11 protein-coding genes and 1 tRNA gene are annotated in these 16,577 nt (G+C 70.9%); 6 read left to right on the forward strand and 6 right to left on the reverse strand.

Going from position 1 to position 16,577, the window contains the following annotated elements:
- Positions 1-180 precede the first annotated feature (180 nt).
- The 3 genes from ACT3T9_RS13460 to ACT3T9_RS13470 form a co-directional block, all read right to left on the reverse strand.
- Positions 181-268 (reverse strand) — tRNA-Ser (locus tag ACT3T9_RS13460).
- A 141-nt stretch (positions 269-409) separates the two neighbouring features.
- The gene (tyrS, locus tag ACT3T9_RS13465) at positions 410-1,669 is read right to left on the reverse strand and encodes a tyrosine--tRNA ligase (protein ID WP_444606764.1); all 1,260 of its coding nucleotides are present in this window, start codon (positions 1,667-1,669) and stop codon (positions 410-412) included.
- 403 nt (positions 1,670-2,072) lie between these two features.
- Positions 2,073-3,218, reverse strand: a complete 1,146-nt coding sequence (locus ACT3T9_RS13470; protein ID WP_444606765.1) for a LacI family DNA-binding transcriptional regulator — start codon at positions 3,216-3,218, stop codon at positions 2,073-2,075.
- 184 nt (positions 3,219-3,402) lie between these two features.
- Between ACT3T9_RS13470 and ACT3T9_RS13475 the strand changes: the two genes are divergently transcribed.
- The 4 genes from ACT3T9_RS13475 (at position 3,403) to ACT3T9_RS13490 (ending at position 9,180) form a co-directional block, all read left to right on the forward strand.
- On the forward strand, positions 3,403-5,229 hold the full coding sequence (locus ACT3T9_RS13475) for an HAD family hydrolase (protein ID WP_444606766.1): 1,827 nt from the start codon (positions 3,403-3,405) through the stop codon (positions 5,227-5,229).
- 160 nt (positions 5,230-5,389) lie between these two features.
- The gene (locus ACT3T9_RS13480) at positions 5,390-6,367 is read left to right on the forward strand and encodes a cell division protein FtsQ (protein WP_444606767.1); all 978 of its coding nucleotides are present in this window, start codon (positions 5,390-5,392) and stop codon (positions 6,365-6,367) included.
- Positions 6,368-6,406: 39 nt separating this feature from the next.
- Positions 6,407-8,356, forward strand: coding sequence for an ABC transporter ATP-binding protein (locus tag ACT3T9_RS13485; protein WP_444502592.1), 1,950 nt, complete (start codon positions 6,407-6,409; stop codon positions 8,354-8,356).
- On the forward strand, positions 8,356-9,180 hold the full coding sequence (locus ACT3T9_RS13490; RefSeq protein WP_444606768.1) for an energy-coupling factor transporter transmembrane component T family protein: 825 nt from the start codon (positions 8,356-8,358) through the stop codon (positions 9,178-9,180). Before ACT3T9_RS13485 ends, ACT3T9_RS13490 begins: the two co-directional genes overlap by 1 nt.
- Before the next feature lie 166 nt (positions 9,181-9,346).
- Here the strand turns inward: ACT3T9_RS13490 and ACT3T9_RS13495 are convergent, their stop codons facing one another.
- From ACT3T9_RS13495 to ACT3T9_RS13505, 3 genes are all read right to left on the reverse strand, one after another.
- Positions 9,347-10,480 carry a hypothetical protein gene (locus tag ACT3T9_RS13495; RefSeq protein WP_441445777.1) on the reverse strand — a complete coding sequence of 378 codons (1,134 nt, stop codon included), beginning with the start codon at positions 10,478-10,480 and terminating at the stop codon, positions 9,347-9,349.
- Between the two features lie 364 nt (positions 10,481-10,844).
- Positions 10,845-10,952 (reverse strand): methionine/alanine import family NSS transporter small subunit, encoded by a 108-nt coding sequence (locus tag ACT3T9_RS13500; RefSeq protein ID WP_441445778.1) that lies wholly within the window; start codon positions 10,950-10,952, stop codon positions 10,845-10,847.
- A gap of 112 nt (positions 10,953-11,064) precedes the next feature.
- Positions 11,065-12,705 (reverse strand): sodium-dependent transporter, encoded by a 1,641-nt coding sequence (locus ACT3T9_RS13505; RefSeq protein ID WP_441445779.1) that lies wholly within the window; start codon positions 12,703-12,705, stop codon positions 11,065-11,067.
- 493 nt (positions 12,706-13,198) lie between these two features.
- Between ACT3T9_RS13505 and ACT3T9_RS13510 the strand changes: the two genes are divergently transcribed.
- Together ACT3T9_RS13510 and ACT3T9_RS13515 are read left to right on the forward strand one after the other, a co-directional pair.
- The gene (locus tag ACT3T9_RS13510; protein ID WP_444606769.1) at positions 13,199-14,569 is read left to right on the forward strand and encodes a M20 family metallopeptidase; all 1,371 of its coding nucleotides are present in this window, start codon (positions 13,199-13,201) and stop codon (positions 14,567-14,569) included.
- A 144-nt stretch (positions 14,570-14,713) separates the two neighbouring features.
- Entirely contained in the window at positions 14,714-16,297 is a 1,584-nt protein-coding gene (locus ACT3T9_RS13515; RefSeq protein ID WP_444606770.1) for an AbgT family transporter, read from the forward strand.
- Positions 16,298-16,577: the final 280 nt, after the last annotated feature.

Raw genomic sequence — 16,577 nt, forward strand, 5'->3', positions numbered from 1 at the left:
ATCCCGCTGACGTGCATGGACGCGGCCGATCGAGGGCGAGGTTCCGATGCGGTCACGAGTGCGCGACGCCGCGGGCGTCTGGCTCCGCACCCTGGACTGCGCTGCTCATGCCGTACCGTGCCCGGACATGGAAATAGCCCCTGACATGCGATCAAGTCGCAGGTCAGAGGCTATTTCAGCTGGCGGAGGATGGGGGATTTGAACCCCCGAGGGCGTTAACCCAACACGCGTTCCAGGCGTGCGCCATAGGCCGCTAGGCGAATCCTCCAGCGCTCTATAAGAGCAGTGGATAGCGTACCTGACACCCCAGGGTGGTGCGAACCGGACCGACGCAGGTCACATTCGGGGCCTGGGCGAACGGGCAGCGGCGCGCGCTCGCGCACCGGCGATGCCCGGGTGCGACCGCGTCTCAGGCAGGCGCGCCTCCGCCACGCTCCGATGGTTCAGCGATCTCGAGCCGGAACCAGCGCCTCCTCCCTGCGCGCAGGACCCAAGAGGACGAGAGAGTCAGGAGCTCCTCCGGATCTGAGAAGCGGCGCCCCTCCAGCTCGACCCCGCCACCGGCCAGGAGGCGCCGTGCCTCGCTGCGGGAGAGCTCGGGGCGCGCCGTCGTCACCAGGTCGAGTGCGGTCATCGTCGTGCGGCTCAGCGCGAGCGGGGCCATCTCGCGGGGCTGCTCCCGTGCGGAGAAGACACGGAGGAACTCCTCACGGCTGCGACTCGCCGCGGGGGCGCCATCGTGCCGGGCGACGATCGCCTCGGCCAGATCGAGCTTCGCATCCCGGGCCGCAGCGCCTCCGGAACCCGCCCGTCGGCCGAGCTCCTCCACCCGCTCGAAGGGAAGGTCGGAGTAGACGCGGGCCCAGGTGCCCACCAACTCGTCCTGCAGCGTCATCAGCCGACCGAACTTCTCCTCCGGCGCGGCGCACAGGCCCACGTAGTTGTTCAGCGACTTGGACTGCTTGGGCCCGCCGTCGAGGCCCGGCGTGACGGTGCTGGTGATGATCGTCTGCGGTGCCTGCCCGTGCTTGACCTGCAGCTCGCGTCCCCTCGACTCGTTGAACAGCTGGTCGGTGCCCACGATCGTCAGGTCGGATTCCAAGGCGACGGAATCGAAGCCCTGCAGCACCGGGTAGATCAGCTCATGCATCGCGATCTCTGTTCCGGCGGTGATCCGTGAGCGGAACATGTCGCGGGAGATCAGGTGGGCGTGCGTGATCAGGCTGAGCTCGGACAGCAGCCCGGCGACCCCCATCTCGTCGAACCATTCGGAGTTCCGACGGATCTGCAGCAGCTCGGGCTCGGAACGCAGCACCCGGGTCACCTGATCGAGGAACGAGGTGGCGTTGTCGAGGAGCTGCTGCTCGGTGAGCACTGGGCGTGAGGCACTGCGGCCGGTCGGATCGCCGATGCGGCTGGTGGTGTCCCCGAGCAGGAAGATCACGGTGTGGCCATGGTCCTGGAGGGTGCGCATCATCCACAGGTTCACCGCGTGGCCGAGGTGGAGGTCCGGGGCGGTGAGGTCGACGCCGAACTTGACGCGCAGGGGCCGCCCCTCGCGCAGCCGAGTCAGCAGGTCCTCGCGGCCGATGATCTGGTCCGTGGTGCGCTCCAGCTCGGCGAGGATCTCCTCGGGGGAGCTGTGCGGCGGGGTCGGGGCGATGGTCATGGAGAGGTCCTTCCGGAAGGGCGAGGAACCTCGTGCGAACCCCTCGCCGTGGCGACGAAAAAAGGCGAGGACCGTGTGGTCCTCGCCTGGGGCTCTGAGTCGAGCGGTGCTATCTCACCTCGCCTGCCTCACGGCATCGGCGCGCGCACGACAGCGCGGCTCGTCCCAGAGCCGTGCGGATAGTCGATGCGCAGGTGCATGCCGGAAGGGTAGCGCATGCCTGGTGCCTGGTGCCTGGTGCCTGGTGCCTGGTGTCCGGCAGCGTCGAAGGCGCCGACGACGCGGACGACGCGGACGACGCGGACGATGCGGCCGATGCCGAGGAGACGGAGGAGCGACCGCCGATTCTGCGCTGAGGACCTATGTGGCCGCAGCGGATAGGTCGTCAGCGCACAATGGGCGGTCACCGACCGTACGGGTGCGGGTGCGGGTGCGGGTGCGGGTGCGGGTGCGGGAGCGGGAGCGGGGCCGGTGACAGTGAAGGTGAAGGTGAAGGTGACGGTGACGGCGACGGTGAAGGCGGGACACGTCGGTGCAGCGCCGGGCCGGGACCGGTCGAGGCGCGGAGGGTCAGCACCGGGTCGACGACGCTCACGGCGTCATGCACCCGTCCCGCGATCCGCTCGCGCAGCATCTGGGCGGCGAGGCGGCCCATCTCCTGCCGAGGCTGATTGACGCTGGTCAGGTGGGGGCGCACGGTGAGCGCGACCGCGGAGGAGTCGTAGCCGATCACGCTGAGCTGCGTGGGGACCTCGATGCGACGGTCGGCCGCGCGATGCAGCACGGTGACCGCAGCGATGTCGTTCGCCGCGAACACGGCGGTGGGCGCATCGGCGTCGCCGCGGCGCAGGGCGCGCAGCAGCTGCTCGATGCCGGCGTCGGCCGCGGCCGGATCGGGACCGATCACCTGCGCGCTCTCACGCAGACCCAGGCGCTCCGCCTCCGCCAGGAAGCCCGCCCGCCGCATCGCCGGCCCCGGCCGGGTGGACAGGGTGACATGGGCCAGCTGCCGATGCCCCTGCTCGACCAGATGGCGCACGGCCAGTGCCGCTCCGGCCTGGTCGTGGTTGAGCACCGAGTCGGTGCCGGTGACCGCATCCTGCATCCGCCCGATCACCACCAGCGGCACCCGCTGTCCGGCCTGCTCGAGCGCCTGCGGGCTCAGCCAGGTGGTCACCGCGACGATCCCGTCCACCTCGAGCTCCAGCAGCCGCTGCAGCTGCCGTTCCAGATGGGCGCCGTCCCGTCGGCCGTGAGCGATCACCACCCCGAGCCCGAGGCTCTCCGCCTCGGCCTCGATCCCCGCGATGACGTCCGTGTGATACGGATTCCCGAGGTCCGTGGGCAGCACCCCGATCAGACCGGTGCCCCGTGACCGGCGCCGATAGCCGAGCTGCCGCGCCGCGGCCAGTACCCGCCCCCGGGTAGCCGGCGCGACCCCGTCACGATCATTGAGCGCCATCGACGCCGAGGCCGACGACACCCCCGCTGCGCGAGCGACGTCCGCCAACGTGATCCGGGGTGCGGTCCTGTCTGCGGGGGAGCTCATGAGACCGGTCTACACGACTCTTTTCGGGTTCTGACCGGCAGGACTGAAGAGTTTCAGGTCCAGAGACGAAGACGTGCCGGGAGGTTCACCCGGAGTTCATGAACCCACCGGACTCTCTTCCTAGCGTTGCTCATGCGGCGTCGGGATCCCGGCCTCGCGCCGTTCCCCTCATGATCGGAGAGACGTGAGCACTGCGCCTCGCCCCTCGCAGCCGGACCTCACCGGCATGCACCTCCCGCCGGAAGGGGGCCCCGTGCCTTCGGCGCCGGACCTGTCGGCACCGGACCTGTCGGCACCGGCCCTGCCGGCAGCGGCCCTGCCCGCCCCGCGGGCGCTGCTGCTGGACTTCGGCGGGGTGGTCATCTCCACCTCCTCGCGCGTGACCTGGGCTCGGGAGCTCGCCGAGATCGTGGTGGAGCGGGCGCGCGCCGTCGGCGCCGACCTCGAGCTCGCCGAGGTCGAGGAGTCCCTGCGCACCGGCCGCACCGCCCTGTCGCTGTGGAAGAACGCGGCCAGCCGTCGGCTCTCCCCGCGCGAGCTCGGCCCGCGCGAGATCGTCGAGGACTTCCTGCTCGCGGACCTGCCCGCGACGGTGCGCAGCGCCCTGGCCCTGGACGCCCGCGAGCTGCTCGCCGCGATGGCGCCCCTGGTCGCGGACCACCACCAGCGCCCCGGCATCACCGAGCTGCTCGCCGAATGCGCCGCTCGTGGGATCCGCCTCGGGATCGTCTCCAACGCCCACTCGGGCCGGGCACATCGCGCGGTCCTCGAGCACCTCGGTCTGGCTGAGACCTTCGGCGTCCAGATCTACTCCGACGAGGTCGGGATCCGCAAACCGCATCCCGACATGATCCGTCTGGCCACCGAGGCGCTGGACGTCGACCCGCAGGAGGCCTGGTATGTCGGCGACACCCTGGACCGCGACGTCGTGGCCGGGCGCCGCGCCGGCGTCGGCGCCGTGGTGATCACCCGCGACCGCCGCACCGACCACCCGCCCTTCCGCGTCACCGACACTCCCGACCTGGTGCTCGAGACCCCGGAGGGACTGCTGGCACCGCTGCGGGCAGCGCTCGAGGCGTCGGCCGCCCGCGCAGCTGCTGCCGACCCCGCGGGCGCCACCGTCAGCGGCACCCTGACCCCCGACGGTGCCGTGGGTGACGTCGCCGCCGCCGACGGGACCGCGCTGCCCGGTGAGAACGACCCCGCGCCGTCGGCCGTCGCCGCCCGGCGCCCCGCGCTGCTGCTGGACCACGGCGGGGTGATCACCCTGTCCACTCCGAACCCGCAGCGGTTCGCGGCGGTCGCCGCCCAGATCGTGGCGCTGTCCGAGCGGATCGGCAGCCCGATCGACCTCGCCACCGCCGAACGTGCCGCCGCCGAGGGCTGGGAGCGTCACCGTGCCCGCAAGCGCGCCCGCGACGCCGCCGCCGATCAGGCCCCTCGGCACGAAGAGATCGACCCGGCCATGCTCTGGGGCGATCTCGTCGGCGCAGGGCTGCCCGCCCCGCTGCGTGCCGCCCTGCGGCTCGAGGCCCCGCAGCTCTCCCTCACCCTGCACCGCTTCAAGAATCTCCCGGCGCCGCGCCCCGGCGCGCTCGAGCTGATCCGGTGGTGCCATCAGCAGGGGATCGTCGTCGGCATCGTCTCCAACACCATCTCCGGCGAGGGCGTGCGCGAGATCCTCGCCCGCTACGGGCTCACCGCGATGATCGGCCCCTCCGCCTACTCGGACGAGGTGGGCGTGCGCAAGCCCGGCCGCGCGATCTTCGAGGCCGCCCTCGCGGGACTCGCCACCGACCGGTCGCAGGTCATCTACGTCGGGGACAAGGCCCTGAACGACGGCCGCGGCGGACGCGACGCCGGCATCGGCACCGTCTGCCTGCTGCGCGGCGGCAAGGACTCCGACGCCGACCTCGACGCGGCCCTCACCAGCGGCGACGCCGACCACGTGCTCGACTCCCCGGCCCAGGTCATCGACCTGCTCGCCGCGCAGCTGGCCGTCGGCCCCTGACCTTCCTGACCCGTCCGCCACCGCCCCGAGACCCGGCCCCGACCCCCGTCGGCGCCCTGACCGGACCCCGACCGCGTCGGGTCCGCCTCACCGCAGTGCCTTCTCCCGCAGTGCCGCCTCACCCCGCCCGCCTGCCTTTCCTCGTCCAAGGAGCATCGCCATGTCCACCCAGATCCCCTCACCTCCCGCCACGGACCAGCGCCGCGGCACCCTGCGCGGCGTCGTCGACGGCGTGCGCCGCGCGGAGCTGACCACCTCCCAGAAGCTGATGGTCTTCGTGCTCTCGATGTCCCTGTTCGGACTCTCGAACATCATCCTGGAGATCGTCCCGGACCCCTCGATCGGCCCCGTCGACATCTCGGTCTCGAACATGATCTTCGTGCCGCTCGCGATGGCCGCCCTGCTCTCCCCGTTCTGGGCCGCGCTCGGCGCCCCGCTGGGCGAGATCGTGTTCACCGATCTGCTGATGGGTGACTTCTCCGGCCTCGCCGAGATCGAGGGCTACCTGCAGATGTTCCTCGCGATCTACATCGGCGGTTCCCTGGTGCGGAACCCCCGCAACCGGCTCCAGATCGCGATCGGCGCGGTCGCCATCATCCTCATCGACAAGATCCTCTCCGCCGTGGTCGACCTCGGCAAGGTGTGGGTCGGCGTCGAGGACGCCGAGTACGTCGAGGGCCTGCCCGAGTCGGTCCTGACCCTGGAGATCCTGGGCCTGGGCGTCGACGTCATCATGAGCGGCATCCTGCTCGGCGCGATCCCCGCGATGTGGCTGATCCCCGCCCTGCACGGCAAGATCGAGCCCCTGATGGGCATGCGTCCGCGCGTCCCCGGGGAGCCGATCCCGGGTGATGCACCGAAGACCCCGATGTTCGTCGGCTTCGTGCTGCTGCTCGCGATCGCCTCCTTCGGCTTCGCCTTCCTCGAGGCCTTCGACATCAGCGCCGGTGCCTGGGAGCCGGATTTCCTGGACCAGTTCGGCAACGGGTTCCTGCTGATCTCGGTCGCCGCGATCGCGGTGGTGATGCTGGTGGCGATCCTCCTGTTCCGCCTCTCCCGCTCCACCCCCGCCGCGGTGCGCGAGGCCGAGGAGGTCGTCGCGGCGGACGCCACCGACGCCGGGACCTCCGGGCGCTGAGGCGCCGAACGCCCGCTGGCCCCCACGAGCAGGAGCATCATGCAGACCGTTCCCCCGACCACTGCCCACCCGATCGCGGCGGATCCGATCGTCGCGGCACCGTCGGATCCCGCCCCGTCGGATCCCGTGATCGTCGTGAAGGACCTGTCCTTCCGCTATCCCGGGACCGACCGCGACACGCTGCGCAATGTCGATCTCACGATCGAGCGCGGCGACTTCGTGGCGGTGGTCGGGGGCAACGGCTCTGCCAAGACCACGCTGTGCAAGACCTTCAACGGTCTGGTGCCGCACTACTGGAACGGCGATTACGCCGGCTCCGTGCACGTGGGCGGTGTGGACACCTGGGAGTCGAGCGTCGCGGAGCTGTCCAGCCGCGTCGGCTACGTCTACCAGGACTTCCAGAACCAGCTGGTGCGGCCGACGGTGCGCGACGAGATCGCCTTCGGGCCCCTGAACTTCGGGCACGAGGACTATCGCGAGCGCACCGAGGAGGCCCTCGAGCAGCTGGGCATCACCCACCTGCGGGACAGCTTCGTCTGGCAGCTCTCCGGCGGGCAGGCCCACCTGGTCGCGCTGGCCGCGGTGCTCGCCATGCGCCCCGAGGTGATCGTGGTCGACGAGCCCGTCGCCGAGCTCGATCCGGCGCGTGCCCGCGAGATCTACCTGCGGCTGCGCGAGCTCAACGAGCGCCACGGCATCACCGTGATCGCGATCGAGCACCACGCCGAGTTCATCGCCGAGTTCGCCCGCTCGGTGGTGCTGATGGCCGACGGCGCCCCGGTCTGGCACCTGCCCGTCCAGGAGGCCATGGACCGCCACCGCGACCTCGAGGCCCACGGCATCCCCGCCCCTGACGCGGTCGCCCTGACCGCCGCAGTCGGCGCGGAGCGGGTGGCGCTGGATGTGCCCTCGGCCGTCGCGATGCTGCGCCTGCAGGTGGGGGAGCGGCCGACGGGGGCGGGAGACGAGATCGCCGACCCGACTGCGCTCGTCGCGACTGCGGCTCGCACCGAGCCCGTCGCCACCCTGACCGGCATCCACCACGGCTATCGCACCGTCGGAGGGGAGCTCGCCCCGGTGCTGGTGGATCTGAACCTCGAGCTGCACGTGGGGGAGCGGGTCGCGCTGGTGGGCACCAACGGCGCCGGCAAGACCACCCTCATGAAGCTGCTGACCGGCCTGATCGTGCCCCGCGAAGGCACCGTCACCGTGGACGGCATCGACACCCGCTCCCGCTCCGCCGCCCGGCTCTCCGAGCACGTCGCCTACCTCTACCAGCACCCGCAGCAGATGTTCCTCAAGGACACCGTGCGGGCCGACGTCGCCCTCTTCCCCGTCGGGAGGAAGGTGCCGGGAGCCCAGCAGCGGGTCGACGAGGTGATCGACCGGGTGGGCCTCGTCGAGCTCGCCGAACGCGACGGCCGCACCCTCTCCGGCGGTCAGCAGCGCCGCGCCACGATCGCCATCGGTCTGGCCATGCGGCCCACGATGCTGCTGCTGGACGAGCCCACCTCGAGCCTCGACGTCCGCTCCCGCCACGACGTCACCGGAATGCTCGAGTCCCTCGCCGAGACCGTGCGCTGCGCCGTGGTCGCCACCCACGACATGGAGCTGGTCGCCTCCTGGGCCAGCCGCGTCATCGTGCTGGACCAGGGCCGGGTGCTCGCCGACGTCACCCCGCGCGAGCTGTTCTCCCGCCCCGAGCTCACCGCCCAGGCCCGCCTGGTCCCGCCGCAGGCCGCCCGGATCGCGCACGAGCTGGGCCTGGACCCGCTGCCGCTGACCGCCGCGGAGCTGCGGACATGGCTGCCCGACCTGTCGGCCGTGCCCGGCACGTCGGCTGCGTCTGCGCTGTCGGCTGCTCCTGCGCTGTCGGCTGCGCCCGCGTCGTCCGCCGTGCCCGCGTCGTCCGCCGTGCCCGCGTTGTCGGCTGTGCCCGCCCTGTCGACCGCCCCCACTGCCGCCCTCGATCCCCTGCAGGAGTCCTGATGGCCCGCAAGACCCATGACGTGCTCAGCGTCGACTGGGTGCGCCTGGAGCTGCTGCGCACCGCCTACTCCACCCGCGGCGGACTCTTCTCCCGCATGGACCCGCGAATGGTCATCGCCTGGTACCTGGTGATGGCATTCGCCCCCTGGTTCACCCACAACCTCACCGTGCTGATCGGCTTCTTCGTGCTCGGGATCGTCTCGGTGATCCTCGCCCGGGTGGGTCCGCTGGTGCTGGGCCTGTTCGTGATCGGCCTCGGCGCGGACATCATCGCCCTGTTCGTCGCCGCCTTCCTGTTCGGCGGCGACCTCACGACGCTGGTCGCGCTCGCCGAGCTGAATCTGAAGCTCGGCGCCGTCTCGATGGCGTCCATGGCCGCCTTCGTCTCCCTGGACCCGGAGAAGCTCTCCGATGCCCTGCTGGCCCTGCGCGCCCCCGAGCTGCTCGCCTTCGGCGTGAGCTACGGCTACCGCATGCTGCCGATCCTGGTGGACGAGTATGTGACCGTCTTCGAAGGGCAGCGGCTGCGCAACGCGCCGCCTGCGAGCCGTGGGCTGCTCGGATGGCGGGTGATCTGGCAGTGGTGCGTGATGGCGGTGACGGCGTTCTACCCGATCATGCTCAACACCGCCAAGAACGTGCGCACCACTGTGGAGGCCCTCGAGACACGCGGCTTCACCTATGGCGCGAGCAACTCCGCCGGGCGCACCTTACGGCTCGCCTATCTCAGGGTCACTGCGCTGGACGTCGCGGTGCTGGCCGCGACGGCGCTGACGGTGATCGGGGTGTACTGGCTGGGTGTGCAGGTGCCGCTGTATCGGTGACGGGCCAGTGCTGACGTGGCCCTGGCCTCGCGACCCGAGCCCGTATCCGGGTCGGCCCTGCCCGTGCCCTGCCCTGCCCCGCCCTGCCCTGCCCTGCCCCGCGGACCCTTCCCCAGCAGACGTCGATTGTGCTCGGAGGACCTATGGGCGTGCTCCAGATGAGTCCTCAGCGCACATCGGATGACGGGGAGCGGCGAGGGGGCGGCGTGATCGGGCGACGCAGTGCGGCGCCCGCGTCCCCTTGCCATGCGCTCTCGGGCGGGGCGGGAGCACCGGCGGCGAGGAAGGTGCGCCGCAGCGCGCTGAGGAAGCGGCCGGGCTCGCGGATGTCCGCGGCGGTCAATCGCCGCAGGGTCCAGCCGGCCGACTCCAGCGAGTCCCGCCGTGCGTGCTCCTCTCTCCACGCGCCTTTGCTGCGGTGGATGTCGCCGTCGTACTCGATGCCGATGAGGTGTGAGGCGTAGGCGTTGTCGATCCGCCGGAGGGTCCCCTTGTCCGGGTCCTGGACGCGGAGATTCGGCGTGGGTTCGGGGAACCCGGCGCGGGTCACCAGCAGGCGGGTCCGCGTCTCCCCGGGGGACTCGACCCCTTCGCGTGCATCCGCGAGTGCTCGCATCACCCTGCGGTATCCGGGCCGTCCTCGGTAGGGCTCGAGAGCACGGCCGACGGCTTCGCAGGTGGTCCCCGGGAGGGAGCTGTTCGGTCCCAGGAAGTGATCGATCGCGATGACCACCTCATCGTGCTCGAGGAGGAGCGCCAGCTCGAGCAGCAGCTCCGGGGGTGAGGAGAGGATCAGCCCGCGCCACCTCCTGGTGGCACCGGGGGCCATGCGGTGCACCGTCACGTGCCGCCCCGCCTTCGGCTGCGACCCGGGTGGGACACGGCAGTGCAGGTGAGGCAGCGTCAGCGTCAACGCCGGGTGGCCTGGTCCGAGGCGGTCGGGCTCGGTCAGCGGGGGAGCCTTCGGGTCATGCCGGGGCGCGAACAGGCTCAACCGCCGTCGGCCGCTGCGCGGGTCGCGAAGGTGGAGGAGGAGTCCCACCCCGTCATCGACATCGAGGGGGACCGGCACTCCGTACAGGACGGCAGCAGTGGTGTGGCTGAGGACGGCGCCGGGGATCACGGTCCTCTGCAGCGCGGAGACGATGTCGTCGAACCACGCAGGGAACGCCCGGGGAGTGAGCAGACCGGGCAGGGGGCGGACGAACTGCGTGCCGGCCAGACGCTTGCTGGAGACGCCCATGTCTCGCCAGCGGCTGCGGGAGAGCAGAGCGCCCGCGGGGAGGGGGATCGCACGCATGCCGAGACCGTAGGCGTCACGCGACAGGCATCCCGATGGGGGCTGCTCCCTGTGGAGACCGCAGCACTGTGGAGGAACGGTGCGGGTGCGGGTGGCCGCGCCTGGCCGGTGGTGGTGGCGGCGCCCGGTCGGTGGCGGCGCCCGGCGGCTGGCCGCGTCTGGCGGATGGCGGCACCCGCTCCGGCTCTCACATCCGTACCCGCACCCGCACCCGCGCGGCGCCGGGTGCCGGGTGCGACGAAAGTGCGCTGTGGTTCTATGCGAGTGCTTCGCATAGGTCCACAGCGCACAATCGCCGGCGGGCCGGGGCCGGCGGGCCGGGGCTGGCGGGCCGGGGCCGGCGGGCCGGGGCGGCCCGCCCGGCTCAGTCGTCGGTCTCGGGGTGGCGCCTGAGATTGATGATGGCGGCGACGAGGCCGCCCCAGACGGTGACGATCGCGATGATCATCATGACGATGGAGGCGAAGGACATGATCACTCCTGTGTGGTGGGAAGGACGGTCTGAGCAGAGCGGCGGATGAGCGGACGGGGGCGGTGCAGGTCCGGCCGGATCTCGGCCGGCCGTTCTCCGCGCCGCCCCGAGGTCACGGCGCGCTGCGCAGCTCGTGCGGGGTCGCGGCCTCGGGATCCGTGACCAGGCCCTTGCCGGCCACAACCTCCGGGGCGATCGGATCGCCGTCGGAGTCCGTCTTGTAGAGGTTGGAGTTCTTCGACCACGGGATCAGCGACAGCCCGATCGCGATGACCACCAAGGCGATCGCCATCAGCCAGCCGAAGACCAGGTTGAACCAGCCGGGGTACTCGCTGTACGTGGTCTCGGAGGTGACCAGGGTGATCGTGCTGAGGATCAGCGAGACGCCGAGCACGAGCGGCGCGATCACCGCCACGCAGAGCATCCAGATCCTCCCGATCGGGAAGGTGCCGCGCTGGTTGAGGTGGTCGCGCAGGGTGGGCAGGCCCCGCACCACGTAGGAGACGACGATCGTGGACACGGCGGCGGCCGCGACGATGCCGTACTCATTGGCCCACTTGTCCATGACGTCCAGCAGGGGGAGCCCCATGGTGGTGGAGAACAGCACGATGGAGACCACGGCCATCGGGACGCTGACCGCGAGGGTCGCCGGCACGCGCGCCATGCCGAACTTGTCCTGGATCGCAGCGATGACCACCTCGACGATGGAGATCAGCGAGGTGAAGCCGGCCAGCACCAGGGAGCCGAAGAACAGCACTCCGATGATGGCGCCCGCCGGGGCCTCGCTGATGATGGTCGGGAAGGCGATGAACGCCAGGCCCACCCCGGAGGTGACGACCTCGTCGATGGCGACGCCCTGTGCCTGGGCCATGAAGCCCAGCGCGGAGAACACGCCGATGCCGGCGAGGATCTCGAAGCCCGAGTTCGCGAAACCGACCACCAGGCCGGAGCCGGTGAGGTCGGTCTTCTTCTTGAGGTACGAGGCGTAGGTGAGCATGATGCCGAACGCCACCGAGAGCGAGAAGAAGATCTGGCCGTAGGCCGCGATCCACACGCCGGGGTCCGTCAGCGCGGCCCAGTTGGGCTGGAAGAAGGCGTCCAGGCCGTCGATCGCGCCGGGCAGGAACAGCGAGCGCACCACCAGGATGATGAACATGACGACCAGCAGCGGGATGAAGATGACAGAGGCGGCGGCGATGCCCTTGTGCACGCCGAGGGCCATCACCACGATCACCGCGAGCCAGACCACGATCATCGAGATCAGCACCGGCGGTACGAAGTCGAAGCTGACGGTGGCATCGGCCCCGCCGAGAGCCTGGGTGTACTCGCCGAAGAACGCACCGGCGTCATCGCCCCAGCGCTGGTCGAAGGAGAAGATCGTGTAGTTCGTGGCCCAGGCCAGGATCAGCGCGTAGTAGAGAGCGATGATCAGGGCGATCAGCACCTGCCACCAGCCGATGAATTCGGTCCAGCGCCTGAAGCGGCGCCAGGCGGCCGGCGCCGAGCCGCGCCAGCGGTGCCCGAGCGCGTAGTCGAGGAACAGCAGCGGGATGCCGGCGGTCAGCAGCGCGACCAGATACGGCAGGATGAACGCGCCGCCGCCGTTCTCGTAGGCCACGGCCGGGAAGCGCCAGATGTTGCCGAGCCCGACGGCCGAGCCGATGGCGGCGAAGATGAACGCGGTGCGGCCCGAGAAGGCACCGCGGTCGGCGCTCGGCGCAGGGGCGCCGGCGGATGGGGACGATGCACTCATGAAGAGCCTCCGGGGAGCAGCGCCGCGGGGGAACGGCGCAGGAGAGGGGCCGACGACGATGACGACCCGGGGAAGGACCACCGCGGGGACGGCGACCGAGAACTGCCACGAGGAGCGACAGGCGCTGACGTCGAGCGACGGGGCGTCACCGGTGCGCGGCGGCGCTGTCCATCGGGGGACGACGGGATCGTCGCCACGAGGGCGACGGGGTGGCCGCCAGGAGACGACCACGGATCGCAGGGTGAGCGGTCCGCACGGGAAGCACGGCTGCGGGATCGCCGCAGGGCACTGACCAGATCGTACATTCCTGCGGAATGTGTGCGCGCGGGTGGTCCCCTCACCCACGTCAGAGGGCAGCCCTGCTCAGGCCTGCTCGCTCCCGTCCGCGCCTGTTCGCCCCCGTCAGCGCCTGTTCGCGCCTGCGCTCCTGCTCGCGGAGCCATCTGGTGGAACCTCGCCCCCGAACGCCGGTGTGTGCTCTACCGTGACCGGCATGACGACCGAGCCGACAGCGCGTCCCGGCGCCCAGCACACCGAGGTCTCCTCGGCCTACCTCCGCCAGCTCGATGAGGAGCGCGAGACGGCGATGCGCACCTCGGCCCACCCGGTCTCCGCCTTCGACGGCGCCTCTCCCGCGCTCCACGAGCGCCTCGAGGCGCAGGTGGGGGCCGACGCCGCGGAGATGGTCGCGCTGATGCTCGACCTCGCCGAGCACCCCGAGGTCGCCTTCGAGGAGCACCGTTCCGCCCGCGCGATCGCCGACGTCCTCGCCGCCCACGGGATCGACGCCCAGGTGGGCGTGCATGGCCTGGACACCGCGATCCGTGCGGAGATCCGCGGCCCGGGCGCCGAGGACGACGATGCGCCGACCTTCGCGATCCTCTCCGAGTACGACGCGCTGCCGGGCATCGGACACGGCTGCGGCCACAACGTCATCGCCGTGATGGGCCTGGGCGCGTTCCTGGCGCTCGCCGCGCTCGCGGAAGCGGACCCGTCGGCCGTGCCAGGACGGGTGGTGTTCCTGGGGACCCCCGCCGAGGAAGGCCACACCGGCAAGGAGTACATGGCCCGCGAGGGCGCCTTCGACGGACTGGGCGCCGCCGTCATGGCCCACCCCTACGGCTATGACCTGGCCGATCAGACCTGGCTGGGCCGTCGGACCCTCACCGTCGAGTTCCACGGGCACACCGCACATGCCTCCGCCCAGCCCTACATGGGGCGCAACGCGCTGGATGCGGCGAGCCTGATGTACCAGGGCATCGGCCTGATGCGCCAGCAGACCCCGCCCACGGACCGCATCCATGCCGTGATCCGCGAGGGCGGTGAACGGGCGAGCGTCGTGCCCGACCATGCGCGGCTCGACCTGTACGTGCGCTCCCAGCGCCCCGAGACCCTCAAGGACCTCTCCCAGCGCGTCGAGGAGGTGGCGCGTGGGGCGGCGCTGATGGCGGGCGTCGGCCTCACGATCCACTGGGACGAGCACCCGCCCTCGCTGCCGGTGCGCACCAACGAGGCGCTGACCGGCCGCTGGGTGCAGGCTCAGCGCCGCCGCGGCCGGGACCCGCTGCCCCACGGCGTCGTCTCGCCCTCGCTCGCGGCCTCCACCGATTTCGGCAACGTCAGCTACCGTATCCCCGGCATCCACCCCGTCATCCGCATCGCCCCGCCCGAGGTCGCGCTGCACACCCGGGAGTTCGCCTCGGCGGCGGTCTCCGCAGATGCGCGCACCGCCGCGGCCGACGGCGCCTACGGCCTCGCCGCCACCGTGCTCGATGTGCTGCACGATCCGGCCCTGGCCGCTGCCGTCGCCGAGGAGTTCGAGGCGGCGGGCGGAGCGATCGACGTCCCCGGCTTCTTCGACTGACCGCACGCCCCTGAATGGCCGCAGTTCTTTCACTGGCCGCAGCACTTCGAACGACCGCAGTTCTTCCACAGACCGCAGTCCGCCGCGCTGGGCACGAACCGACCCACCGGCAGCCGCCACTCACCCGACCCGACTGGAGTCACCATGAGCGCCGCACAGACCACGCCGACGAAGACCGGCTTCACCGATCGGGCCCTGAACTGGGTGGAGTGGGCGGGCAACAAGCTGCCCGAGCCCTTCATGCTGTTCATGGTCCTGTTTGTGATCACCGGACTGGTCTCCACCGGGATGCAGATGGGAGGGGTGGTCGTCACCGTTCCCGGCTCGGAGGAGCCCACGGTGATCAAGGGCCTGTTCACCGGGGAGGGCATGGCCTGGCTGACCACCAACCTCGGCATCAACTACATCGGGTTCCCGCCGCTGGTCACCGTGATGCCGATCCTGCTCGCGATCGGCATCGCCCAGCACTCGGGGCTGCTGGCCGCCGGGATCCGGAAGCTGTTCGGCTCCTCGCCGGCGTGGATGCTCCCGTACGTGGTGGGCTTCGTGGGCGTGATCTCCTCGATCATGGCCGACTCCGCGTTCGTGGTGGTTCCGCCGCTCGCGGCGCTCGTGTTCAAAGCGGCTGGCCGACACCCCGTGGCCGGCCTGCTGGGAGGCTTCGCGGCCGCTGGCGCCGGCTACTCCACCAACATCTTCCCCACCTCGCTCGACGCCCTGTTCGCCGGGATCACCACCTCCGTGATGGAGGCGCTGCCCGGGTTCGAGTTCACCGCCGTGAACCCGGTGTCGAACTGGTGGTTCAACATCGTCGCCTCGATCATCCTGGGGTTCGTGGCGGGCTTCATCATCGACAAGCTCATCGAACCGCGCCTGACGCGCCAGAACGTCCCGGTCGACGAGATCGCCGTCGAGGGCGCCGAGGACTCCTCGGACAGCGCCGAGCACATGCGCGCTGCCCTCACCCCGAAGGAGAACAAGGGGCTGCTGGTCGCGGTGCTCGCCGGCGTGGTGCTCACCGCGCTGATCCTGGTGGCCGTGCTGCCGGCGGGCTCCCCCTGGCGGAACGAGGACGGCGGCTTCCTGCCGAAGTCTCCGCTGCTGAGCTCGATCGTGTTCATCGTGGTCGCGTACTTCATGGTGGTCGGCACCGCCTACGGACTCATCGTCGGCACCCTGCGCAACACCCGCGACGCCGTCCAGATGATGTCCGACGCGCTCAAGGAGATGCTGCCGTTCATCGTGCTGGCGTTCATCCTGGGCAACTTCATCTCGCTGTTCAACTGGTCCGGGATCGGCACCTGGATCGCGGTCACCGGCGCGGCGGGCCTCGAGAACGCGGGACTGACCGGATTCGGTGCGGTGATCGGCTTCATCCTGCTGGCCAGCGTGCTGAACCTGTTCATCATCTCCGGCTCCGGCATGTGGGCGATCATGGGCGCCGTGTTCGTGCCGATGTTCGCCCTGATCGGCTACGAGCCCGCCTTCACCCAGGCCGCCTTCCGGGTGGGCGACTCCGCCACCCAGGTCATCACCCCGATGAACCCGTACATGATCGTGCTGCTGGGCATGCTGCGGAAGTACGAGCCGGGCGCGGGCCTGGGCACGCTGATGGCGCGCATGCTCCCGTTCGTCATCCCGTTCTGGGTGGTGTGGACGCTCATCCTCGCGGTGTTCTTCTTCTTCGACCTGCCCCTCGGCCCGGGCAACGGGATCTTCATGGGCTGAGGTGGGGCGATGGCCCGAGTCGTGGGTTCGGTACCGGGGCGGACATCGAGTCGTAGGTTCGGTACCGGGGAGGTCATCGAGTCGTAGGTTCGGTACCGCTCAGCCCCTCTTTGCGGTACCGAAGCTACGACTCGTTGCGGTGCCTGCCCCGGTCCCGGTCCCTGCCCCGGTCCCGGTGTACTGCGCCGGGAGGGGGCGACGAGCGACCACGCTGCACGACCGCCTCCCGCAGAGCACAGCAGCTGGCCGCAGACCCGCAGACGGCGAGGATTCTCTTCCG

Origin of the sequence: Brachybacterium sp. AOP29-B2-41, assembly GCF_052378395.1 — a bacterium.
Taxonomy (GTDB): domain Bacteria; phylum Actinomycetota; class Actinomycetes; order Actinomycetales; family Dermabacteraceae; genus Brachybacterium.

Bases quoted from the DNA above. Each gene is read 5' to 3' on its own strand.
- tyrS (WP_444606764.1), bottom strand. From the start codon at position 1,669: ATGACCATCGCCCCGACCCCGCCGCACAGCTCCCCCGAGGAGATCCTC.
- ACT3T9_RS13470 (WP_444606765.1), bottom strand. From the start codon at position 3,218: ATGAGCTCCCCCGCAGACAGGACCGCACCCCGGATCACGTTGGCGGAC.
- ACT3T9_RS13480 (WP_444606767.1), top strand. From the start codon at position 5,390: ATGTCCACCCAGATCCCCTCACCTCCCGCCACGGACCAGCGCCGCGGC.
- ACT3T9_RS13485 (WP_444502592.1), top strand. From the start codon at position 6,407: ATGCAGACCGTTCCCCCGACCACTGCCCACCCGATCGCGGCGGATCCG.
- ACT3T9_RS13490 (WP_444606768.1), top strand. From the start codon at position 8,356: ATGGCCCGCAAGACCCATGACGTGCTCAGCGTCGACTGGGTGCGCCTG.
- ACT3T9_RS13495 (WP_441445777.1), bottom strand. From the start codon at position 10,480: ATGCGTGCGATCCCCCTCCCCGCGGGCGCTCTGCTCTCCCGCAGCCGC.
- ACT3T9_RS13500 (WP_441445778.1), bottom strand. From the start codon at position 10,952: ATGTCCTTCGCCTCCATCGTCATGATGATCATCGCGATCGTCACCGTC.
- ACT3T9_RS13505 (WP_441445779.1), bottom strand. From the start codon at position 12,705: ATGAGTGCATCGTCCCCATCCGCCGGCGCCCCTGCGCCGAGCGCCGAC.
- ACT3T9_RS13510 (WP_444606769.1), top strand. From the start codon at position 13,199: ATGACGACCGAGCCGACAGCGCGTCCCGGCGCCCAGCACACCGAGGTC.
- ACT3T9_RS13515 (WP_444606770.1), top strand. From the start codon at position 14,714: ATGAGCGCCGCACAGACCACGCCGACGAAGACCGGCTTCACCGATCGG.